We start from the raw sequence: 20,949 nt of genomic DNA, 5'->3' as shown, positions 1-20,949 counted from the left end.
CGCAATCACCGGTAGGCCGGCGACGTCGACGAGTGCCGCGCAAGGAGACCGAACAACGCGGCATGAACCCCGTGCCCGGCGCAGCCGACGGTCCTGTTCCTGGAGATCGACGTGGCCGACCGGTCGGGTCTCAGCGACGTGCTCCAGAGCCGTCGACGCCGACCGCTACCGGACCTTGCGCGCCGAGAGCCCCACCGCGCCCAACGCCATCGCCGCGATCCTGCTCGTGCGGCGGCGGCACCGACCACCTCACCCATGCCGAACGCCGCGACTACCTCGTTCATCCGCCGGCGGAACGGCTGAGCCCAACCCCAAGACCGGCTTCGCCGCCGACTCGCCCCTCCGCACCTGGACCTACTGCCGAGCAGGTGGCGCGGGCTCGATCCCGTACGCCAAGCACCGCTCGTGCCAGCCCGTCTTCGTTGCGGCTACACCTACACCAGCCTGGGCGCGGGGTTCGGCATCGGCCTGGCCACCGTCTGCCGCTACTTCCCCGAGGCGGTGCGGCTTCTGGCCGCCCTCGCGCCGGATCTTGCCGAGGCGACGCGAGCCGCCGCGCGCAAGCCTTGCGTCATCCTCGACGGCCCCCTGCTCCGCATCGACCGCATCGCCGCCGACCGGCCGTACTACTCGGGAAACACAAGCGCCACGGCATGAACGTCCAAGTCCTCGCCGATCCGGCCGGGCACCTGCTGTGGGCCTCGCCCGCGCTGCCTGGCTCAGCTCACGACCTGACCGCGGCCCGCACCGACGGCATCATCGACACCCTGACCGCAGCGGGCATCCCGTGGTGGGCGGACAAGGCGTACCGAGGTGCCAGCGGCCCGATCCGCGTTCCCTACCGCGGGCGTGGGCCGGTACCCGAGCGGCTATCGCTACGTGTCATGGGTCGACTTGGTCGGGAACATGATCATGGCCATGAGGTGCCGCTTGCGTCCGGGGGAGGGGCCGTTGTCGAGGTGTGCGCGGACAGCGGCGATGAGGTCTTCGTAGAAGGCCTCCTTCTCGGTGTCGTCGAGCCAGAGTGAGACCTGCCGGTAGCTCGCCATGTCCGTGGTCGGGTCGGTGTCGTCCTGGCCGATGTACACCTCGAACTCGCCCACGATCGACGCGATCCCCGCCGCGAAGCCGTGACGGTGGTCCTCCTTGGTCATCGCCGCCGCGGCGGCATCGTCGATCACCGTTCGCGACCGGTGCAACCGGTAGGTCCGCTCGACCGCGCCGGCTTTGCGCTCCTCGCGCTCGACCTCGATCAGCCCGTGCTCGACCAGAAGCCCCACGTGGCGGTACATGGTCGCCTTCGGCACGTCCGGCAGCCGATCGCGCAACTGCGAGGTCGTGAACGGCCGGCCGTCGAACACGGAGTTCACGATCCGCAGCCGGATGGGGTGCAGCATCAACTGCGTGAGTTCCATTGCCGCATGGTCTCATGATTGATACCGTTCTCATTTATGAGACCGATTTCAGGTGGGCTGCCGTCCCTCGGGCGCCACGTCGATGTCGACGGACACCGGCTGTGGATCCACCGTTCGGGCACCGGTGGGCCCGCCGTCGTGTTCCTGCCCGGCGCGGGCGCGATGGGGTTGGACTACCTGCTCGCCCACGACAGGGTCGCCGAGTTCACCACGTCGGTCATCTACGACCGCGCCGGTACCGGCTGGAGCCAGGACGCGGACCTGCCCCGTTCCCTCGACGAGGTCACCGACGAACTGCGCGCACTGTTGCGCGCTTTGGACGTGCCGCCGCCCTACGTGCTCGTGGGCCACTCGTTGGGCGGTGCCTACACCCTGCGCTACGCCCAGCGGTTCCCCGACGAGGTCGCCGCGCTGCTCCAGCTCGAACCCCTCCACCCCGACTACGACGACTACATGCCCGAGCGCCTGAAGCTGGCGGCCAACAACATGGCGGACATGGAGCTGCCGGAGGTGACCGACGACCTCGCAGCCCTGGCCCGCGGGCAGTTCGAGAGCGGCATGCTCGACGTCTTCCCCGACGACATCCGCGGACAGCTGATCGACAAGCACACCAGCCCTGAGAGGCTGCTCATCGGGATACGCGAAGGCGTGAACGTCCAGTCCCTGTTGGACGAACTCCGCGCTGGCGGCCCGATGCCCGACGTGCCCGTGATCGTCCTGTCCGGCACCGCGATCGGCGCCGAACAGACAGTGTTCCAGTCCGAGGAGAACCTCCGCGAACAGATCGCCGGCAGCCAACGCCTGTTCGAGGCGATCACCGCCGCGACCCCGCACGGCGAACACCGTGCCCTCGCCGACGCCTCGCACATCACCATCCCGATGGTCAGATCGGACGCCGTGGCCGATGCCGCACACGATCTGCTCAGCGGCCTCCGGGCGACGTGAACCTGACCAGGCGATCGGTCGGCGCACGGCGGGTTGTCCGACCGACTCGGTTGTCGTGTGCGGCTGGACCGGCGGGGCTTCTTCCACCCCGCCCACCGTTGTCACCGGTGGCACCGCCGAAGACCCGATCGTCCGCGAAGGACTGTTTGGTCCGGTGGTGACGATCGAACGGTTCACCGGGGAGACCGATGCGGTGCGCACGGCCAACGCCGCCGACTACGACCCGGCCTCGTCCGTGTACACCCGTGACTACGGCACCGCCGTGTGGATCTCGGCCGCGCTCGACCACGGCGGCGCTCGGCGGCATCGTCCATCGCCGATCGACGGCAGGGCCTTTGCCGCAGCCATCAGGCACCTCACGAGGGCTCGGCGACGCCGCTCGTCCAGTGGGCGCGACAGTGCTCCGGAGACGCAACCGCCGATGTCCGCGTCCAGCAACACCGTGTCCTCCCCGTCGATGTCCGCGCGACGAAGGTGCGGCGGGAATGGCGCACGCACGTGCTCTTTCCACAGCAGTGCAAGCCGGTCCGGGTCGCTCATAGCCCGGATCCTGCCCCGCACGACGGGACGTCGCGTGAGGACTGCCATCGGGAACCGTCGGCAGCGGGCACCTCGACCCGGCCAGGGAGTCCTACCCGCCGGCGCGGCTCGGCTTGTGCGTGCGTTCGCCACTGACCGATCAGCGGCATGGGCGGACGTTCGCTGAATGGCAAGTCAGCGCAACGGATGCCACGGTATTGGTCAGGAGGGCTGCTGACTCGAGTGCGGAGGCAGGGCGTTGCTATGTCGTTTCGCCGGCGTCCGCGACCATGCGGACGAGGGTGTCGACGAGCCCGTCGGCGGTGGTGCGCCACTTGTCTGGGCCGAGGTGGCCGCTGAGCTCCATGCCCGCGATGCCGTGGGCGCTGCTGAGCAGCAGGGCGCCGTAGTGCGGTGCGTTCCGCTCCTTCACGAGGGTGGCGACGATGGCCAGGAACTCGTCCTGGAAGCGTTCGGCCGCGCGAACAGCCGCGGCCGGGTCACCCTCCGGTCCGCATAGCTGGAGCCGGACGCGCTCGAGGCCTTCACCGCGTTCTCCGGGACGGTCTCCGCGCTGCCTGAACAACATCTGGTAGAGGTGCGGCTGGTCCCGGCCGACGCCGATGAGGGCGCGGAGCGCGCCGCACAGCTTCTCGGAGGCCGACAGGGCCGGGTCGGTCCGCAGGGCGTGTACCCGGTCGCCGATCCGTTCCCAACCCTCGGTCGCGACGGCGGTCAGCAGGCTGTCCTTGCCCGCGAAGTGCCGGTACGGCGCTCCCCGCGTCACGCCTGCCCGCGCGCCCACCTCGCGCAAGGTGACCGCCTCGGGGCCGCCGAGGTCGAGGAGCTCGGCGGCCGCGTCGAGCAGGGCGCGGCGGGTGGCGGCGGCGGATTCCGCACGGGTGGCCATGACGTCCATCATACAGTTGACGTTGTCATCTGAACTGGTAGGGTCGTCGAAGTGACAACGTCATCTGGAAATCAGAAGCTGGTCGTCGTGACCGGAGCCTCCACGGGCATGGGCGCGTCAGCAGCCCGCGAACTGGCTCGCCGGGGATTCCACGTCCTGGCCGGCGTGCGACGCGACCGTGACGCCGACGCCATCCGATCGACCGGCGTCGAGCCGATCATCCTCGACATCACCAAGTCCGAGCAGGTGGAAGCACTCGCCGCGCGGGTCGCCGGCGACCCGCGCGCGCTGCACGCGCTCGTCAACAACGCGGGCATCCAGGTGAACGCCCCGGTCGAAGCCCTGCCGATGACGCAGTGGCGGTGGGTGTTCGAAGTCAACCTGTTCGGCCACATCGCCATCACTCAGGCGCTCCTGCCCGCGCTGCTGCGCAGCAAGGGTCGCGTGATCAACATCAGCTCGGTCGGCGGCAAGGTCGCCATGGCCACGTACGGCGCGTACGCCGGCGCGAAGTTCGCCCTGGAGGCGGTCAGCGACTCGCTCCGCCGGGAGGTCGCGCCGCTGGGCGTACAGGTGGTCGTGGTCGAGCCCGGCGGCGTCCGCACGGAGATGGCCACCCGCGGGATCGCGACGGCGAACAAACTGGCCGCCCAGATGACGCCGGAGCAACACGAGCGCTACGGCAGCCTGGTCCAGGCGACCAACACGCTGATGGCTTCGGGCACCGCATCAGGCCTGACCGCCGACGCCGCCGCCCGCGTCATCGCGAAGGCCGTGACGATCCGCAGACCGCGCACCCGCTACACCATCGGCCGGGATGCCGCCCTGATCACCCGCCTGACCCGGATGCTGTCCGACCGCACGCTCGACCGCGTCATCGCCGCCAACCTGCGCCGCCACTACCCGAAGGCAGCCACACGCGCCTACAGCGGCTGACGAACAACATGGTGTTCGTCCTGCCCGCCCGGCGGTCGCCTGGCAGCCCTCCGATCCCGAGGCGCACGCGAGCTGCCCTGAAGGTCATCGCGGTGTCGTTCTTCGCGCTCGCCGCCTACGTCACCGTCGAGCCGGTGCGCGCCCTGTTCGGTGCCGAGGACGCAGACCACTCCACGGTCGGGATCGTGCTGGCGGCCGTATCGCTGCTGACTATGCCGTTCTTCCTCCTCGCCGCCTCGAACTCCAACTCCGTGTACGACATCGCCGGCCGATCTCGCGCCGGTGACCCGTACCGGAATCCCGCCACCAGCACATGCACATCGCACTCGGCAACCGCCGCTGGCACAACGCCGCCGGAGGGAGGTCACCTGCGGTGAAATGTGCCATGTCCACCGGCGCGTCCCGCACCCGCAGAACCGCCCTCTCCGCCGCATCCACGAACGACTCGCCAGCCGGGTGCACCCGCAACTCGGAGGTGTGACTCAGGAACACCCACCGAGCCGACCCACCCACCAGCACACTCCCAACACCTGGCAACACCGCCACTCCCGCATCGTCCCGACCCGCCCACCCGTTGCACCACGTAACACGCGGTCATCGGCAGGGGACTGTTTCGAGACCGGTGTGTCCGGTCCGACACGCCGGGCTTGGGGCCCGGCGGGATGGGCACTGGGAGTGATGACATCTGACCTTGTGGGCGCACGGAAGAGAGAGTCCGGGGCCGGGCGGCGGCTGTCGCCGAAGCAGGCCGCGGCGGCGGCGATGGTGGCCGAGGCCAAGGCGCGGGGGTGGCGTTGACCGGCCCGGACGGTCTGCTGAAGCTGTTCACCAAGAGCGTGTTGGAGACCGCGCTGGGCGAGGAGATGGCCGAGACCTCGGGCACGAGAAGAACCGCGCGGAACCGGGACGCGAGTCGAGCAACGTGCGCAACGGCAGCCGGAGCAAGACCGTGATCTCGGATGCGGCGGGCGAAGTCGGGATCGAGGTGCCCGCGACCGGGAGGGAACCTTCGAACCACAGATTGTCAAAAAGCGGCAAACGCCGTCTCGCCGACGTCGACGAGATCGTGTTGTCGTTGTATGGCAAGGGATTGACCACCAGGTGGATCTCGGCGCACCTCGCTGAGATCTACGGCGCCTCGGTGTCGGAGGAGACGGTCTCGCGCATCACCGACAAGGTCGTCGCGGAGATGAACGACTGGGCCGCGCGCCCGCTCGACGCCGCGATCGGCGTCACGGTGGACGGCCGCAAGGACGTGCTCGGCTGTGGACGGGCGCCGGCGGCGAGGGCGCTAAGTTCTGGACGGGCGGGCTGGTCGAGCTGAAGAACCGCGGCGTGCACGACGTGTCCTTCCTGGTCTGCGACGGTCTCAAGGGCCTGCCCGACGCGGTGGCCGACGTGTCGCCGCACACCGTCGTGCAGGCCTGCGTGGTGCACCTGATCCGCAACATCTTCCGGCTGGTGGCCCGCCAGGACCGGGACGCGGTGAACGGGGCATCACCCCGACCTGCACCGCACCCACCCCCGACGCCGCGGCAGCCGCGCTGGAGGACCTGGCCGAGCAATGGGGCCGCAAGTACGGGGCGATGATCCGGTTGTGGCGCAACGCCTGGGACGATTTCGTGCCGTTCCTGGACTACGACGTGGAGATCCGGCGGATGATCTGTTCCACCAACGCGATCGAGTCGCTCAACGCCCGCCACCGCCGGGCGATCCGCGCCCGCAGGCACTTCCCCACCGAACAGTCGGCGATGAAGAGTCTGTACCTTGTCAGCCGCAGCCCCGACCTGACCGGGACGGGCCGTGCCAGGTGGACGATGCGCTGGAAGCCCGTGCTGAAAGCCTTCGCCACACGTTCGGTGACCGCTGGCCGAACGCCGAAACCTAGGCGGGCGGCTGGTTTCCGCGTTGCTTGACCACTCGTGCGGCGGGGTGGAGTGATGGCTGGTCTGAACGAGTCGGGTCTGGGGTGGTGTGCTGTTGCGGGTCATGTCCTGTGGGTTTGTGCGTGGTGGAGGAAGGTGGCGGCGGGAGGGCTGAGGTCGTCGGTGCGCCAGACCAGGGCGTAGTCGAAGGTGGGGCCGCCTTCGATGGGCAGGCAGGTCAGGTTCGGGCGTGGGTAGAGCTGTTCGACCTGGGCGCCCACGAGGGCGACGCCGTGTCCGGAGGCGGCGTAGGCCAGCATCTCCTGGAACCCGGGCAGCGTGGTGACCCTGGCCGTCGAGCGGGTCGTGGGCAGGTGGTGCTCGACCCAGTATTCGGGAAGGCCTTGGGCGAACAGGAAAGTCTGTTCGGCGAGGTCGTCGGTTGTCACCGGCGCACGTCGGGCCAGGGGGTGGGTGGTGGAGACGGCGAGCAGCGCGGTCTCGGAGAGCAGGACGGGCCCGACGGTGAGATCGGGTTCGGCGACGGGCAGGGGGAGTACGGACAGGTCGACCTCGGCTCGGCGCAGTGGTCCGTACAGGTCGGCCAGGGCGGTCTCAATGATGTTCACCTGGATGCCGGGTACGTGACCGCGAACGGCGTCGATGAGCGTCAGGACCCGGCGTGCCACTGCGGCGGACATGTAGCCCAGGCGCAGCTCGCCCGTTTCGCCGCGCCCCGCGGTGACCGCCCGCTCGATCGCGGCCTGGACCCGGGCGTAGGCCGGGCCGAGGTCGTCCAGCAGTTGCCGGCCCAGCGGGGTCAGGTCCACTCGCCGCGTGGTCCTGGTGAACAGCGGTGCGCCGAACCGGCGTTCCAGTTTCCTGATCGTTTGGCTGATCGAGGCGGGGGCCAGCCGCAGGCGTTCCGCGGTACGGGCGAAGTGCAGTTCCTCGGCCAGCGTGAGGAACACCTCGATGTCCTGCCGTTCCATACCCGGATTATTCAGCATGGCTGAACAATCGTGGCGGATCTCCTCGTTGATCACCGCGTTGCCCGGAGCCAGGATCGGTCACGACCGGCGAAGAGATCCAGGAGGCGACACATGTACGACACCGAGCCGCAGACCGCGGGCGGGAAGGTGCTCTGGCACTTCACGATGTCACTGGACGGATTCGTGGCGGGGCCCGGCCACGCGATGGACTGGATGACCGGGCTCTCGAACCGCCCGGGGCTGATCGACGAGTACGTCGAGACCACCGGCGCCGTGCTGGGAGGCAGGGACGGCTGGGACCTGGCCGTCGCGTCCGGCGGCCGTACCTACGGCGGCGCCTGGGACGGACCGGTCTTCGTGCTGACCCATCACCCCGAGGACGCCACCCCCGCCGACGGGGTCACGTTCCTGGACTGCGGGCCGGTCGAGGCGGTGCGGATCGGACTGGAGGCGGCCAGCGGCAAGAACCTCGAGGTGCTCTCGCCGACCATCGGCCGTCAGCTTCTCGAACTGGGACTGATCGACGAGATCGACCTGCACATCGCGCCGGTCCTGCTCGGTGAAGGCATCCGGCTGTACGACAACCCCGGCGCAGCACCGATCCGCCTGCATCGGGTCGGCGAAGGCGACCCCGCTGCGGAAATCAACGTGCGGTACCGACCTCACCCGCCCGCACCGGCGAGGGCCTGATGTGGGCCACCGTTCCACGGCTGCTTGCCCTGCATCGCTACCTCGTGCTCGGGACCATCGACCCCGCGGGCAACCCGTGGGTCACCCCGGTGTTCTACGCGGCCGATGGGGAGCACCGACTCCTCTGGGTGTCCTCACCGGACAGTCGTCACTCACGCAACATCGCGGCCTGTCCCACCGTGGCCGTCACGGTCTTCGACACACGCGCGCCGATCGGCCGAGCGGAGGCCCTCTACCTCGAAGCGACCGGCAGTATGGTCGACGATCAGGGTTGCCCTGTCGCCGTCGAACTCCTCAACGCACGCCTGCCGGCCAGCCAGCAACTCGGAATCCACGATCTCGCACCAGAGGGGCCACTGCGGGTCTATCAGGCGGACGTCACACGGCACTACGTGCTCATCCGGGGCGGTGACTCGCGCTTCGACAACGTCACCGACACCAGACTTCCCGTCGAACCTCCGTGACACAGCAAGCGGCCGTTCCTCGGGCCCAAGCCCAACCGCAACACGGCCATCCAGCACAACCCTTCGGTACGGAGCGAACAGAAGTGGCCACCCTGGCCAACGGTCGGATACTCCTCCCGAGCTACAAGGTCTCGAACCGCGTGACATGTCGATCTTCGTTGAGCTGGGCTTTTTCGGTTGTCTCACCGCGATGTCACTCATGATCAGTCCACATTGGTGGTTTTTCTCGGTCACGGTTCCCTGGAGTCCGCCTCCGGGGCCGTCGGGTTGTGTGACGGCGGCAGCGATGCAGGGGGCAAGGTGATCACGGCGGGGGGAGAGCTGCCTGTCCGGGTCAGCGGGCGAGCTGGTGGAGCCAGTCGCGCAGCAGGGCGGTTTCGGTCGAGCGCATCGGGAGGGTGTCCCGGTCCACTGCGGTGAGGGCGGCATCGAGGGCGAGGGCCCGGGAGGCGAGGCCGGGGCCCGCCGCCGAGGGCGGCGGTGGGTCGGTGGTGAGGGAGCCGATGAGGGTGTCGCGCATTCTCGCGGAGATCTCCGGGTCGCGGTCCTGGGCGGGGGCGCCGATCAGCGAGAGGGTGACGCCGGTGACGGCGGCCAGGCAGAGGTGGGCGGCGAGGGCGGGCGGGACCCGGAGGCGGCCGGCCGCGGCGGCGCGGTCGAGGAACTTCAGCAGGAGGCCGTGGGCCTCGTCGGCGGCGGGTGGGCGGCGGCCGGGGCGATCGGTGCCGAACATCAGCAGGTAGAAGGCGGGGTGGCGCAGGCCGAAGTCGACGTGGATGTCCCAGCCGCGGCGCAGGTCGCCGACAGGGTCGTCGGTGGGCACCAGAGTGTGTTTCTCGGACAGGTAGCGCTCGAAGGCGTGGCTGGCCAGGGCCGCGAGGAGGCCGTCCTTGTCGCCGAAGAGCTGGTAGAGGGAGGCGGCGCGGATGCCGGCCGCCGCGGCCACCGAGCGGGTGGAGACCGCCTGGGCACCCTCCCGTTCCAGGATGCCGGCCGCCACCTCGATGACCTGCCGTCGGGTACGGGTCTTCGCGTCGTCCACCGTTGCAATGTTACGGGACTTGGCGTATCACTGAAACAGGCACTGCTACGACGATCAGCGTTGCAGTGATACAGCGGGGGAGGGCCAGTGAATCGGATCGGATACGGTGCCATGCAGCTCGCCGGGCCGAACGTGTGGGGGCCGCCGGAGGACCCCGAGTCGGCGCGGCGGGTGCTGCGCCTGGCGGTGGAGCTGGGAGTCACCTTCTTCGACACCGCGAACGCGTATGGGCCGCGTACGGTGAACCGGCTGATCGGAGAGGCGTTGCGTCCGTTCCCGGAGGGGGTGGTCGTCGGCAACAAGGTCGGCGCGGGGCGCGGCCCGGACGGGTCGTGGATCATCGCCGACCACCCGGACACGGTCCGCCGGCAGGTCCACGAGGCGCTGGCCGACCTGGGTGTGCAGGCGAGCGAGTTGACGTACCTGCGGCTCGGCGGCGACGGTCCGGCACCGCCCAGCGACGTGCCGCTGGAGGACTCGCTCGGCGTCCTCGTCGAGCTGCGCGACCAAGGGTTCATCCGCCGCATCGGGCTGTCCGGCGCGGCACCACAGATGCTGGCCCGCGCACAGGAGATGACGCCGATCGCGGCCGTGCAGAACCGCTTCAACCTGCTCGACCGCAGCGGTGTCCAGGTCCTCGCCGACTGTGAGGCACAGGGCATCATGTTCGTCCCCTACTTCCCGCTGGCCTCCGGACGGCTCGCGGGTTACGACGAGCTGACCGGCCCCGCGCAGCGCCTCGGTGCGACGCCGGCGCAGGTCGCGCTGGCCTGGCTGCTGCGGCGTTCCCCCGCCGTGGTCGTCATCCCCGGCACGAGCAACCCCGATCACCTATGCGCCAACATCGCCGCGGCCGAGGTCGCCGAGAACCTGACCGACGCCGAGTTGGCCCGCCTGACCGGCCTGGTCGACGAGTCGAAGGCCGTCATCGACCAGCCGCACCAGTCCACGCTCGACGCGCTCAGCTCTCTGGCGCGGAACCACCGTTGAGCAACCGCTCACAGTGCCGACGACAACCGTGGTTGAACTGCTTGTCCGACGTCGCCGGGGCAGTCGCCTGGAGGCCTTCGGCCGATACCGGCCCGCGCGGGCCTTTGACGAAAGGCTTCAGCGGGTTGTGGTGGGCGTTGCCCCGCACCGCCCGCCGGGAACGGTCCAGCGGAACGGGTTGATGATCGGCCAGCCACCGGCCTCCAGGTGGAAGTTGTAGAACGCCCGCAACACCGTCTCCGCATGTGCCCGGCTCGCCGCCGAGTACTTCCTGCCGAAGTTCCCCTTGTCAGCCAATGGCTTTACGGCCCTGGATGCCAGGCCGGACCCGGCTTTGCTCCTGTGGTGTTCGGGGTTGTGCCGGTGTCGCCGATGGGGTTCAGCCAACACTCCTGCTCGGTCGTAGTGGCTGGTGGTGCGGGGTCGGCGTGGCGTGCGGCGATGTGGACGTGGCGGAGGTGGACTCCGGAGTCGGGCATGGTGGTGACGTAGGTGTGCCGCAGCAGGTGCGGATGCAGTTTCGGCAGCCGCACTACCCAGGTCTTGGCGAGGTGGTGGGGGCGCCTGGTGGTGCAGTGTCGGTCCATCCGCCGGTGGCGTTGGTTGAGCAGGATCGGCCCGGCCTGCCTGTTTCGTCGACGGCGCGTTCGATGGCGGGTCCTACCCCGGGTGGCAAGCACCAGGGGGACTCGTTGAGGACGTGGGGTCGGCGGACGTACTCGACAGGTGAATGGTCGAGTACGGAGTCGATGACGCAGGTGCGGTAGAAGCCGGACTCGGTGTCGGTGCGGGAGGTCCTGGTGTAGCGGCCCAGGTAGGCCGAGGCGGCAAGGCGCAGCACGACATCGTCCAGGTTCGACAGGTCCATAACCCATCACGGTCGCCCCACGACGACACCACCAGCACCATGCCAATCGCGGCAGATGGGGACGGCCCGGCGCGGCGTTCGATCAGTCGCGGCATCGCCGCGTGGGTGCGTGGGACGCAGCAGTCTCGGGCTGGAGAAGCCCTGCCAGGGCGTCGGCCGAAGCGCTGCCGGGCTCCGGCTGGTAGACGATGATCACCTGGTCCTCGGCTCCGGCGACGGTGAGGGTCTGACGGCGCAGGGTGAGGTGGCCGGCGTCGGGGTGATCGAACCGCTTGGTCTCGTTGCGTGACGGGCGTACGTCGTGTCTGGCCCACAACGAGCGGAAGTCGTCGTGGTGCTGCAACTCGGCCACGAGGGTGGCCGTCCGTGGGTCGCGTGGATCGGCCGTCGCCCGCAAGGCCGCGACTGTCTGTTCGGCGATGTCCGGCCAGTCCGGGAACAAGCTGCGGGCGGCGGGGTCGAGGAATACATCGCGGACCAGGTTGTGCCCGGGGTGGTACATCGGGGAGAGCACCATGGCTGCCTTGTTGGCCGTCAGCACATCGAAACGGCGGTCGCGGACGTACGCCGGGGTGCTGCCCCATGAGTCGAGTAGGTGCTGCACCTCGACGCGGAAATCGCTGGGCTTGAGTGGTTCCGTTGGCGACGCGGCCAGGGCGCGCAGGTGGCTCGCGGCGTCGAGGTCGAGGCGCAGCGCCGTCGTCAACGCGTCCACGACCTGGGGGGACGGGTGCCGGTCGACGCCCTGCTCCAGCCTTGTCAGGTACTGGACGGAGACGCCGGCGAGTCTCGCGAGCTCGTCGCGGCGGAGTCCGGTGACTCGGCGCCGACCGTAGGACACAAGCCCTACCTCGCCCGGCCGCACGCGGGCCCGGCGCGCCTGGAGGAACTCCCCGAGAAGATTGTCGCGTGTCATCGTTTGTCGAGGGTATCCCTGCCAGGGTGCTGGCCGGCGATGCTGCGCCGGGGCATGGTCGAGGCCATGAAGACATGGTTCATCACCGGGGCGTCACGCGGCTTCGGACGCATCTGGGCAACGGCGGCGCTCGAGCGCGGTGACCGGGTCGCCGCGACGGCACGTCAGCCCGAAACGCTCCAGGACCTGGCCGAGACCTACGGCGACCGCCTCCTGCCGATCGCGCTCGACGTGACCGAACGGGCTCAGGTCTTCGCCGCGGTGGACCGCGCCGCTGAAGCCTTCGACGGCGTGGACGTGGTCGTCAACAACGCCGGCTACGGCCTGTTCGGCATGATCGAGGAGACCACCGAGGAGCAGGCCCGAGCCCAGATCGAGACCAACCTGTTCGGCCCGCTCTGGGTGACCCAAGCCGCTCTGCCGATCATGCGGACGCAGGGTGGCGGGCACCTTGTCCAGGTCTCCAGCATCGGCGGCATCGCCGCCTTCCCGACGCTGGGCCTCTACAACGCCTCCAAGTGGGCCCTTGAAGGGATGAGCGAGGCCCTGGCCCAGGAGGTCGGCCCGCTCGGTATCAAGGTGACGATCCTCGAGCCAGGACCGTACGGCACCGACTGGGCCGGGGCATCGGCGGCGCACACCGCGCCGATCGCGGCCTATGAGCCGATCCGGCAGGCCCGCCGGGCCGGCGCCACCGCCCGCGCGCCAGGCGACCCGTCGGTCACCGCTGAGGTCGTCCTCAGCCTGGTCGACCTGCCGGAACCGCCGCTGCGGCTGTTCCTCGGCAGCTACCCGTACCCGATCACCGAGAGCGTGTACCAGCAGCGGCTCGCCACCTGGCATCAGTGGCGCGAGCTGGCCGAGACGGCGTGACCCACCCGGCTCCCACCACCACCCGTAGTCGGGCAGGCAGCAGGGGGCAGGCCGGCCAACACCACTTCGTGAACTCGGGTGCGGGCCCAAGCATCGCTCACGCACTCAACTCGGCAGAAGCGGATGTTCCGGACGCGCTGATCGCGGCATGACAGGACGTTCGTCGGCGGCGGAACGTCAGAAGTTGGCGGAGTGGACCTGGTGTCCGTTGCGGTGTGGCTCAGGTGGTCCTGAGGTTGCCCACCTCGGCTGTCTCGTGTTCGGCGACTCTCGGCCGGCTGTCACCGGTCGACCACCGGACAGGCGGCGGTCAGGTGGGTGAGTGAGGTTGACGCTCTGGCGAAGCGCTGCTCACCATGATCGATACTGGTCGTGACCGTCCCGTGCCCGGCAGGGGGTCTGCGATGTCGCCGCAGTCCGAAGACACGTTGTACGAGGGCCAGACGGCGGGCGAACCCCGGTCGAGGCGGTTGCCGATGTGGGTCAGATTGGCCGGCACGGTCGGTGTGCTCGGTTTCGACGTGCTCCTGGTCTGGCTCCTGCACATCGGCGGTGCGGCGTTGTCGCAGTTGGTGGAGGTCTTCTCCGGCGAGGCAGGGCACAACCGGCTCACTGCGGTCCTGCGGGAGCACGGCATCGGCGGTCTGCGTCCCGAGTACTTCGGCGGCCCGCTGCCCCTGGACGTCTCGACGGCCGTGTACCTCGGGCTCTGCGCGGTCGTGGCGATCGGTTTCGTCGTCACCGACGGGGGTGACCGCGTCTCCACGGCGTGGAACGTGAGCGGCATGTCGGTCGTGTGGCTCCCCGCGGTCCTGTATCCGCTGGTCTCCATCGGGTGGATCGCCCTGGGCTTCGCGGCCGCTGTGGTGACGTTCGTCGCCGGACTCTTCACCGGCGATCACGACCTGTGGATGATCTCCGAGGTGCCGTTCCCGCTGACCTGGGGGCCTTTCCTGGTCTTCGTGAGTTATGCCTACGGCTTCGCGACCCTCTTCGGCATCGCCGTGCAGGACTCCTTGCGCGATCTGTGGAAACCTCGACCGGTCACCCGCTGAGTGCCCGCCGCACGGCCTCCTTGACGCTGTGGCGCCGCGCCTGTCGGGAATGCCGTGCGTCAGGGTCATCCGCAGCCCGCCCGCTTGACGCTGCCGCGGTCGTCACCCGCCACACCACGCACCAACCCTGACCTGTCACACCAGTAGCACTTCTCCGCAGGTCAGCGTATATCCGCCCGGTTTTTGGCGGTTACTACGCCGACCCCGATACGGAACGACGTTCGAACGGACCACCCGCCGCCGGCTTCGTCATGGTGACGGTGGCGCCCGGAACACGGTGGCGTCCGGTCCGGCGGGTCGGGCGGCGATCGCCGCGGCGATCGCCGCGTGGAACGCGTCGAACTCGGCCACCCGGCCGCTGCGCGCGTGCCAGCCGAGGTCGATGGTGATCTCCGGCGAGAACCGGCCGAGTTCGGTGATCGCGATCGTGTCGCCCCGCGAGTCCGGTGGGATCGCGCTGACCGGGAGGATCGAGATCGTGCCGCCCTTGCGCAGCAGGGAGAGCATCACGTCGAGGTCGTCGACCACGCGGAACCGGGTGAGGCCGTAGTCGTCGATCAGCCGGGTGGTGACGCCCGCGTGGTGGGTCAGCACGGGGTTGTCGAACAGCAGGAAGTCGTGGGCCGACAGCGCCTCGCGGACGGCGGACTCCCGCTCGCCGTCCAGCACGAGGTCCCCGTGGTGCACCAGCACCATCCGATCGCGGAGCAGCGGACGCGCGTGGATGGCGTCGCCCGTGCCCGTCGAGTAGAACACGGCGTAGTCGATGTGCTCCAGTTCGAGCAGGTCGATCAGGGTGGGTGCCGGCCTGCCGGTGATCCGGAAGCCGTGCGGCCCCACCGCGGCGTCGAACGTGTCCACGACCGCGTCCGTCATCCGGCCGGTGAGCCACGAGTCCACCCCGACGACGAGTTGGTCCTCCTGGTCCCGCGCGACGGTCGCGAAGCTCAGCGGGCGGCCCTGTCCCTGACCCGCCTCACCGAGCACCTCCGACGCACTGGCCAGGTCTCGGACCAGCTGGGCGGCGTACGGCAGGAAGTACGCGCCCTGGCGGGTCAGGGTGACCCCGCGCCACCCCCGTTCGAACAACGGGAAGCCGAGCCCCTCCTCCAGGCGGCGCAGCCGCAGGCTCATCGTCGGCTGGGTCACGTACAGGCTGGCGGCGGCCTTGGAGATGGTGTGGTGCTTGGCCACAGCCAGGAATGACCGCACGCCCTCCAAATCCATGCCGTCCACCGTCTCACACCACTTCGGGTCGCGCCGCAGGTGCGGCCCGGCGTGACCTGCGCGGCGCGGTCTCCACGAAGAACACCGCCGTGACCACGGCGAGGAGCAACCCGCCCAGCGCCAGGTACAGCGAGTACTGGATGCCGTAGTGCTTCGAGAGGTAGCCCGCGACCACGGGTGCGACACCGCCGCCGAAGATCTCGCCGATGCCCATCACGGTCCCGATGGCGGTGGCGGTCAGCGCGGGCGGCACGGACTCCACCGTCAACGCGCCCACGATCAGCGCCAGGCACCCGTTCGCGCCGAACGCGACGAAGAACAGCAGCAGGAACAGCACGGGCATCACCGGGCCCTGCGCGGCGAACACGGCCAGCAGCGCGGCGCACAGCACCAGCGCGACCAGCACGGCGGGCCTGCGGCCGATCCGGTCGGACGCGCCGGGGATGACGAGCTGGCCGAAGAACGCGCCGAACCCGATGCCCGAGGCGATCATCCCCATCTGCACGGTGCTCAGGTGCAGGAAGTCGGTGAGGTAGCTGGGCACCATCGCGCTGAGCACGAAGATGCACGTCATCGTGCCGCACAGGGCGACGATGGCCAGCGGGATGTTGCGGTGCCGGAACAGGTGGCTCCACTTCGGCCGCTCGGCCGCGACCGGGGCGGGCGCGACGAGCACGTCCGGTTCCCTGATCACCTTGGCCAGCAGGACGGCCAGCAAGACGCCGGGCACGACCAGGAGCGCGAACACCCAGTGCCAGCTCGGCAGCACCTGGAGCAGCTGGGTGGCGAGGATCGGTCCGAGTCCGACCCCGAAGAGCGCGAACGTGCTCTGCTGGATGCCCATGTTCAGACCGCGGCGCTTGGGGTGGGACGCCTCCGCGGTCGCGGCGAACGCCGCCGGGCTGTACGCCCCCTCGGTCAGCCCGATGACCAACCGGATGGCGATCAGGCTGAACAGCCCGCCGGCCAGTCCGGTGAACGCCGTGCACAGCGAGAACAGCAGGATGCCGGGGACGAGCACCTTCCGGCGGCCGATCCGGTCGGACAACCGGCCCATCAGCAGCGACGACACGCCCCAGGCCACGCCGAGCACGCCGACGATGCCGCCGAGGTCCTGGTAGTCGAGGCCGAGTTCGTCGGCCATCGCGGGGAACAGCGGGGCGATGATCCACCGGTCGAGGCCGACCAGACCGAAGCCCAACGCGAGCAGGGTGACCGCCCTGCGCTCGTAACGGACGTCCCTGCTCATCCGCCCAGCTCCTCGGTGAGCGCGGACGCGGGCAGCACCCGGCCGAAGAAACCGCGGATGGAGCGGAGTGTCGCCTCCTGCGCGGAATCGGAAAGGGCACCGGTCGCGTCCTCGATGAAGGCGACGCGGTAGTCGTGCATGTACGCACTGCGGGCGGTCGATTCGCAGCACGCCTCGGTCAGGGTGCCGATGATGATCACCGTGTCGACCCGCCGCAGTCCCCGGATCGTGTTCAGCACGCTGTGCAGCGGTGTGTTGTGGAAGGCGTCGTACCGGTGTTTCCGGATCACCATCTCGCCCGGCTCCGGCGCGAGTTCGTCGATGATCTCCGCGCCGTGGCTGCCGTCGCGCATACCGGATTCGCGCAGCCGAGGAATGTACGCGGTCTCCAGTGGCGACACGTCGAAGGTGTCATAAAGGATGTGCTGCGTGTAGATCACGGGAATTCCCGCGCCCCGGCACGTGTCGATGACTTCCCGCATGACCGACACCCGCTCGCGGGCCATCGGCACAGCCATCGGAAAACCCGCACGCACGAAATCGTTCTGCATGTCGATGACGAGCAACGCGCAGGTAGCTGGATCGACAATCCAGGGAGGGGTCGTCATATCGGTCCTTCACGGCCGTCACGAAGAATTGTGCCGTGACGCTAACACGGCCCACCGCCGTGCTGGTATTGAAATCGCCTATACCCTCCCGGCCGTCGGACCGCCCAGGTGCGGACGCGAGCCGGCCCCGCCGGTGGCGCCGGGCGGAGTAGCGCGCGGTTGCCGGCACCCGGCGTGCATTCTTGGCACGATCACCGAAATGATCGCCACGCCGCGCGACCCGCTATTCGCGCGGTGGCCGGTGGCCGCCGCCGGCCGCCGGCGACCCGGACGCGCGGACCAGAGGGGGGCGGCTCCCCACCGGATCCGCTACACCGGTGTGCCCGACCACCGCCGGACACCGGCCGTCGGGCGAGCCGCACTACCTCCCCACCCGTCCGCAGCCCTGCGAGGCGTAGACGGAAGATCAGTCCCGAGAGGCTGCGCCGGGACCGCAAGTGGTCGGCACGCCGCATCGCCCTGGAACTCGACGCCGAGGGCACGACGATCTCGGTGCGCACGGTCGGCCGGCACCTGGTCCATCTGGGCTTGAACCGCCGCAGGTTCCTTGACCCGACCGGCCTGCCCTGACGAATACCCAGCGTCACCACCGACTACGGGCCAGAGCCGCTCATTGTGTTTGACAGGCCCTGAACAAGCCCAAAGGGTTGCCTCTGAGGACATGTGCTCCCGAAGGTCCGCCAGCTGTCACGATGGCCCACGAGCGGACGGGTGCCGGTTGAGGGTTGGAATCGCAGGTTTGGTGCGCGAACAAAAATTGACTGGTTGCTCGCTTTCTGTCCCTCTTGCGAGCTACACGCGCATGTCCACCGCACGGTGATGTTCCCAGGTCGCCGAATCCATAGGTTTGCCGTAGTCGCGACGTTGGGGGAGCGGACAGTGCGAAGAAGTCGTGGTGTGGTTGGTGGAGCGGTTTTAGGCCGTTGCCGTTCATTCGGCGTCGGCGACGATCCGGGCGTGCTCGACGTCCTGGGAGTCTGCTTCCGGGCGGGTGGTCGGGTGGTGCGGTCCGGCCAGCGGTGCTGACCGTGTCGTGTGACGAGGAGACGGACCGGGCGGTCTGCGGTGCGTTGGAGGCCCAGCTCGCCGGGGTGGCCGGGCAATTGTTGCTGCGGAGCGAGGAGTTGGTGGCGGCGCAGTTGCGCGTTGTCGGTGCGATCGGCTCGTACCGCGCTGTTCCGCCGTCGGAGGTCCGGCCGTCCGCGCACCGCAACGTCGTCCGGGTTGTCGCCGCGCTCCGCGGTGCGGAGCACCCGGCGGCCGGTGCGGTCGAGGAGGACGAGCGGGAGACCGGGCGGCGTCGGGCGTTGCAGGGCATCCCCAGCGCGGACGTCCTGGTCGCCTACCGGAGGGGCATCGCGTTGCTACGCGACGAGTTCCTTCGGGCAGCGCGGGCCGAGGGGCTCCCGGCCGACGCTGCGCTGGTCGGCGTCCAGCGGATCTGGCAGGTAGGCGACCGCTACAGCAACGACATCCTCGCCGGTCACCGCAAAACCGGGTTCGACCTCGTCCACCGCGAGGGGCAGCACCGCAGGATGCTGCTCACCCGCCTGCTGGAGGGCACGATGACGACGGAACAGGTGGTCACGGCGGGCGTCGGCCTCGGGCTCGTCGTCGATCGGGACTACTGGGTCCTGCGGGCGCGCTCCGCCGGCAGCGATCCGGTGACGCTGACCCGGGAGCTGGAACGCGCGGCCGGCGCGCAGGACACGGTGCTGATAGGCGCTTACCGCGGTGACGCGGCGGCCGTGCTGTCTCGGCCTGTCACCGCCGAGCCGGCGGGCGACATCACGGTCGGGCTGGCGGGCCCAGCCGGGCTGTCCCGGTTGGGCGGCGCGTTCGCCGAGGCCACCCGACTGCTGGAGGCGGCGATCAGGTTCGGCCGTGGCGGGGTCGTGGACCGCGGGCGGATGGCGTTGCGGCTGGCGGTGGCGGACGAGCGGGAGTTGGGGGAGTACCTGCACGCACGCTACGTCGAACCGGTGTCTGCGGAGAGCGCCACCGGTGAGGCGCTGCTTGCCAGCGTCGAGACCTACTTGTCCCGGCGGCGGTCGATTCCCGAGGCCGCCGCCGCCCTGTCCGTCCACGTCAACACCCTGCGCTACCGGTTGGCGCGCTTCGCCGCGCTGACCGGGGCGGACCTTCAGGACACGGAAACCGCGTTCGAGGTGTGGTGGGCGCTCCAGTATCGCAATTTGTGTGGATCTCCAATGTAAAGCCGACTGATGTCGTACCGCCGCACGTTGCCCGCCCGTCGTGCCGGTTGTTATGGTTTTTTCCGCCGGCGCACGACGCCGGAATTCGTTCTTCGAGAAGTGATACCTGTGCTGTGAAGGGGGTGGGGTTCAGTTGTCTCGAAAGGTCAGAAAGGCTGCGGTGACCGCGCTGGCGGCCGTCACGATGACGGTCGCGGTTCCGGCCGGCTCGGCGTGGGCAGTCGGAGAAGTTCCATGCAACAACAACGAGTTCGCGCGGGTCACCGTCCACGCCACCAACATGTCCAGTTACAACATGTGCTTCGCGAACGCCGGGAGCATCCGCATCTACGACAGCAACGGGCACAGAGTCTGGGTCACCGAGATCTGGGCGGGGAACAACCGCGTCCAGTGGTTCGGGGACGGGCGGTGGCAGCCGGCGTCGCCGATCGGGAAATGGACTACCTTCACCTGGCCGAACCACCCCAGCGGGGTGCGGCTGGAAGAGTTCCGGATCCTCTGAACCGGCTCTGGCACGCTGCCCCGTCGTGCTCGAACCCGCACCGCGGTCGAGCACGACGGGGCCACGTGTCGGCGGCCAGTCCGGTCAGCGCATTGTCCGCTCACGGGCGAGGGCGTCGACCGTGAGCACGTGGATGGCGGGATGCGCGGTGAAAGCCGCAGACCACGGCCGTCCGGTCGTCGCCCACCGGGCGCCGGGGTGGGCGCGTCGCCTTCGCCCGGCTGCGCGGCCTCACGCTGATCTCCGCGATCATCGCGCTCCCGGTTGTCGGTGGCCTGGTCAGCGCGGTGTCCCTCCAGATCGACAATCTGGTCAACGCGCTTCAGATGGTGTCCGAGGGCGCTCTGCTGGGCTTGGTCCAAACCTTGGTGCGCCTTGCATCGCAGCGTGGCCGACCGTGCCGGTCGGCGCGGGCCAGGCCACGGGCTCGGCTTCACCACGTCGGCCGCGCCCTGTCCGCGATTCGCGGCAACGTCGACGCGGGCAGGGCGGCAGGTACACCTTCACCGTCCACCTTGTGCCGTAACGCCGTTGACTCCACGTCCTCGGCCGCGGGGTGACCGGTCGAGCAGGACTGACCATCCGACGAGCCGAACGAAGATCAGGTACAGCGGTTGTGACGCCATGCCTCACGATCATGCCCGCTGCCGCCCATGATGCGAGATCG

General features: G+C 69.4%; 22 protein-coding genes and 4 pseudogenes. 16 read left to right on the top strand and 10 right to left on the bottom strand.

Annotated features, from left to right (window positions below; translation table 11 throughout):
• Window positions 1-363: 363 nt before the first annotated feature.
• Window positions 364-851, top strand: a pseudogene (locus BN6_RS44215) (transposase family protein); the annotation flags it as partial.
• A gap of 24 nt (window positions 852-875) precedes the next feature.
• Here the strand turns inward: BN6_RS44215 and BN6_RS26975 are convergent.
• Window positions 876-1,415, bottom strand: a complete 540-nt coding sequence (locus tag BN6_RS26975; RefSeq protein ID WP_015102962.1) for a helix-turn-helix domain-containing protein — start codon at window positions 1,413-1,415, stop codon at window positions 876-878.
• Between the two features lie 36 nt (window positions 1,416-1,451).
• Between BN6_RS26975 and BN6_RS26970 the strand changes: the two genes are divergently transcribed.
• Both BN6_RS26970 and BN6_RS50290 read left to right on the top strand, forming a co-directional pair.
• Window positions 1,452-2,360, top strand: a complete 909-nt coding sequence (locus BN6_RS26970; RefSeq protein WP_015102961.1) for an alpha/beta fold hydrolase — start codon at window positions 1,452-1,454, stop codon at window positions 2,358-2,360.
• A pseudogene (locus BN6_RS50290) lies at window positions 2,320-2,595 on the top strand (aldehyde dehydrogenase family protein); the annotation flags it as partial. The gene BN6_RS26970 and the pseudogene BN6_RS50290, both read left to right, overlap by 41 nt.
• A 14-nt stretch (window positions 2,596-2,609) precedes the next feature.
• Here BN6_RS50290 and BN6_RS49115 read toward each other — a convergent pair.
• The gene (locus BN6_RS49115; RefSeq protein WP_015102960.1) at window positions 2,610-2,900 is read right to left on the bottom strand and encodes a hypothetical protein; all 291 of its coding nucleotides are present in this window, start codon (window positions 2,898-2,900) and stop codon (window positions 2,610-2,612) included.
• Window positions 2,901-3,141: 241 nt separating this feature from the next.
• Complete coding sequence (locus BN6_RS26960; protein ID WP_041318267.1) at window positions 3,142-3,789, bottom strand: TetR/AcrR family transcriptional regulator; 648 nt, start codon at window positions 3,787-3,789, stop codon at window positions 3,142-3,144.
• A gap of 87 nt (window positions 3,790-3,876) precedes the next feature.
• Between BN6_RS26960 and BN6_RS26955 the strand changes: the two genes are divergently transcribed.
• The 5 genes and pseudogenes from BN6_RS26955 (at window position 3,877) to BN6_RS49760 (ending at window position 6,641) form a co-directional block, all read left to right on the top strand.
• Complete coding sequence (locus tag BN6_RS26955; RefSeq protein ID WP_041314164.1) at window positions 3,877-4,725, top strand: SDR family oxidoreductase; 849 nt, start codon at window positions 3,877-3,879, stop codon at window positions 4,723-4,725.
• A gap of 31 nt (window positions 4,726-4,756) precedes the next feature.
• Window positions 4,757-4,955 (top strand): annotated as a pseudogene (locus BN6_RS49110) (cobalt transporter); the annotation flags it as partial.
• 692 nt (window positions 4,956-5,647) lie between these two features.
• On the top strand, window positions 5,648-6,049 hold the full coding sequence (locus tag BN6_RS49770) for a transposase (protein ID WP_269454283.1): 402 nt from the start codon (window positions 5,648-5,650) through the stop codon (window positions 6,047-6,049).
• A gap of 11 nt (window positions 6,050-6,060) precedes the next feature.
• Window positions 6,061-6,315, top strand: a complete 255-nt coding sequence (locus BN6_RS49765; protein WP_015102955.1) for a transposase — start codon at window positions 6,061-6,063, stop codon at window positions 6,313-6,315.
• A complete protein-coding gene (locus tag BN6_RS49760; RefSeq protein ID WP_331712647.1) occupies window positions 6,222-6,641 on the top strand; it encodes a transposase in 420 nt (139 codons plus the stop codon). The genes BN6_RS49765 and BN6_RS49760 overlap by 94 nt, the downstream gene beginning before the upstream one ends.
• A gap of 71 nt (window positions 6,642-6,712) precedes the next feature.
• Here the strand turns inward: BN6_RS49760 and BN6_RS26940 are convergent, their stop codons facing one another.
• Window positions 6,713-7,636, bottom strand: a complete 924-nt coding sequence (locus tag BN6_RS26940; RefSeq protein WP_148303027.1) for a LysR family transcriptional regulator — start codon at window positions 7,634-7,636, stop codon at window positions 6,713-6,715.
• Between the two features lie 57 nt (window positions 7,637-7,693).
• Between BN6_RS26940 and BN6_RS26935 the strand changes: the two genes are divergently transcribed.
• Window positions 7,694-8,272, top strand: coding sequence for a dihydrofolate reductase family protein (locus BN6_RS26935; RefSeq protein ID WP_015102952.1), 579 nt, complete (start codon window positions 7,694-7,696; stop codon window positions 8,270-8,272).
• Window positions 8,272-8,736, top strand: a complete 465-nt coding sequence (locus tag BN6_RS42475) for a pyridoxamine 5'-phosphate oxidase family protein (protein WP_015102951.1) — start codon at window positions 8,272-8,274, stop codon at window positions 8,734-8,736. Before BN6_RS26935 ends, BN6_RS42475 begins: the two co-directional genes overlap by 1 nt.
• A 334-nt stretch (window positions 8,737-9,070) precedes the next feature.
• Here the strand turns inward: BN6_RS42475 and BN6_RS26925 are convergent, their stop codons facing one another.
• A complete protein-coding gene (locus tag BN6_RS26925) occupies window positions 9,071-9,778 on the bottom strand; it encodes a TetR/AcrR family transcriptional regulator (RefSeq protein ID WP_015102950.1) in 708 nt (235 codons plus the stop codon).
• 87 nt (window positions 9,779-9,865) lie between these two features.
• On the opposite strand from BN6_RS26925, the gene BN6_RS26920 reads away from it, so the two are divergent.
• Complete coding sequence (locus BN6_RS26920; RefSeq protein WP_015102949.1) at window positions 9,866-10,768, top strand: aldo/keto reductase; 903 nt, start codon at window positions 9,866-9,868, stop codon at window positions 10,766-10,768.
• A 117-nt stretch (window positions 10,769-10,885) separates the two neighbouring features.
• Here BN6_RS26920 and BN6_RS46980 read toward each other — a convergent pair whose 3' ends face one another.
• Together BN6_RS46980 and BN6_RS26915 are read right to left on the bottom strand one after the other, a co-directional pair.
• Entirely contained in the window at window positions 10,886-11,065 is a 180-nt protein-coding gene (locus BN6_RS46980; RefSeq protein ID WP_158509441.1) for a hypothetical protein, read from the bottom strand.
• Window positions 11,066-11,718: 653 nt separating this feature from the next.
• On the bottom strand, window positions 11,719-12,552 hold the full coding sequence (locus BN6_RS26915) for a helix-turn-helix domain-containing protein (RefSeq protein WP_015102947.1): 834 nt from the start codon (window positions 12,550-12,552) through the stop codon (window positions 11,719-11,721).
• 39 nt (window positions 12,553-12,591) lie between these two features.
• Here BN6_RS26915 and BN6_RS26910 point away from each other — a divergent pair, with 39 nt between their 5' ends.
• Together BN6_RS26910 and BN6_RS26905 are read left to right on the top strand one after the other, a co-directional pair.
• Window positions 12,592-13,425 carry an SDR family oxidoreductase gene (locus tag BN6_RS26910; protein WP_015102946.1) on the top strand — a complete coding sequence of 278 codons (834 nt, stop codon included), beginning with the start codon at window positions 12,592-12,594 and terminating at the stop codon, window positions 13,423-13,425.
• A gap of 476 nt (window positions 13,426-13,901) precedes the next feature.
• Window positions 13,902-14,480, top strand: a complete 579-nt coding sequence (locus tag BN6_RS26905; RefSeq protein ID WP_148303026.1) for a hypothetical protein — start codon at window positions 13,902-13,904, stop codon at window positions 14,478-14,480.
• Between the two features lie 249 nt (window positions 14,481-14,729).
• Here BN6_RS26905 and BN6_RS26900 read toward each other — a convergent pair whose 3' ends face one another.
• The 3 genes from BN6_RS26900 to BN6_RS26890 are packed head-to-tail and all read right to left on the bottom strand — an operon-like array spanning window position 14,730 to window position 17,564.
• Entirely contained in the window at window positions 14,730-15,707 is a 978-nt protein-coding gene (locus BN6_RS26900) for a LysR family transcriptional regulator (RefSeq protein ID WP_084672779.1), read from the bottom strand.
• Between the two features lie 13 nt (window positions 15,708-15,720).
• On the bottom strand, window positions 15,721-16,956 hold the full coding sequence (locus tag BN6_RS26895) for an MFS transporter (protein WP_015102943.1): 1,236 nt from the start codon (window positions 16,954-16,956) through the stop codon (window positions 15,721-15,723).
• Complete coding sequence (locus tag BN6_RS26890) at window positions 16,953-17,564, bottom strand: isochorismatase family protein (RefSeq protein ID WP_015102942.1); 612 nt, start codon at window positions 17,562-17,564, stop codon at window positions 16,953-16,955. The genes BN6_RS26895 and BN6_RS26890 overlap by 4 nt, the downstream gene beginning before the upstream one ends.
• A 414-nt stretch (window positions 17,565-17,978) precedes the next feature.
• Here BN6_RS26890 and BN6_RS49100 point away from each other — a divergent pair.
• From BN6_RS49100 to BN6_RS26880, 3 genes and pseudogenes are all read left to right on the top strand, one after another.
• Window positions 17,979-18,125 (top strand): annotated as a pseudogene (locus BN6_RS49100) (IS481 family transposase); the annotation flags it as partial.
• Window positions 18,126-18,592: 467 nt separating this feature from the next.
• The gene (locus tag BN6_RS42470) at window positions 18,593-19,780 is read left to right on the top strand and encodes a PucR family transcriptional regulator (protein ID WP_015102940.1); all 1,188 of its coding nucleotides are present in this window, start codon (window positions 18,593-18,595) and stop codon (window positions 19,778-19,780) included.
• Between the two features lie 160 nt (window positions 19,781-19,940).
• Window positions 19,941-20,282: a beta/gamma crystallin domain-containing protein gene (locus BN6_RS26880; protein WP_051075753.1), complete on the top strand. Its 342-nt coding sequence runs from the start codon at window positions 19,941-19,943 to the stop codon at window positions 20,280-20,282.
• Window positions 20,283-20,949: the final 667 nt, after the last annotated feature.

This window comes from Saccharothrix espanaensis DSM 44229 (assembly GCF_000328705.1).
Classification (GTDB): Bacteria; Actinomycetota; Actinomycetes; order Mycobacteriales; family Pseudonocardiaceae; genus Actinosynnema; species Actinosynnema espanaense.
The sequence above is the reverse complement of the archived record's forward strand: the minus strand, read 5'-3'. Positions and strand labels throughout refer to the sequence as shown.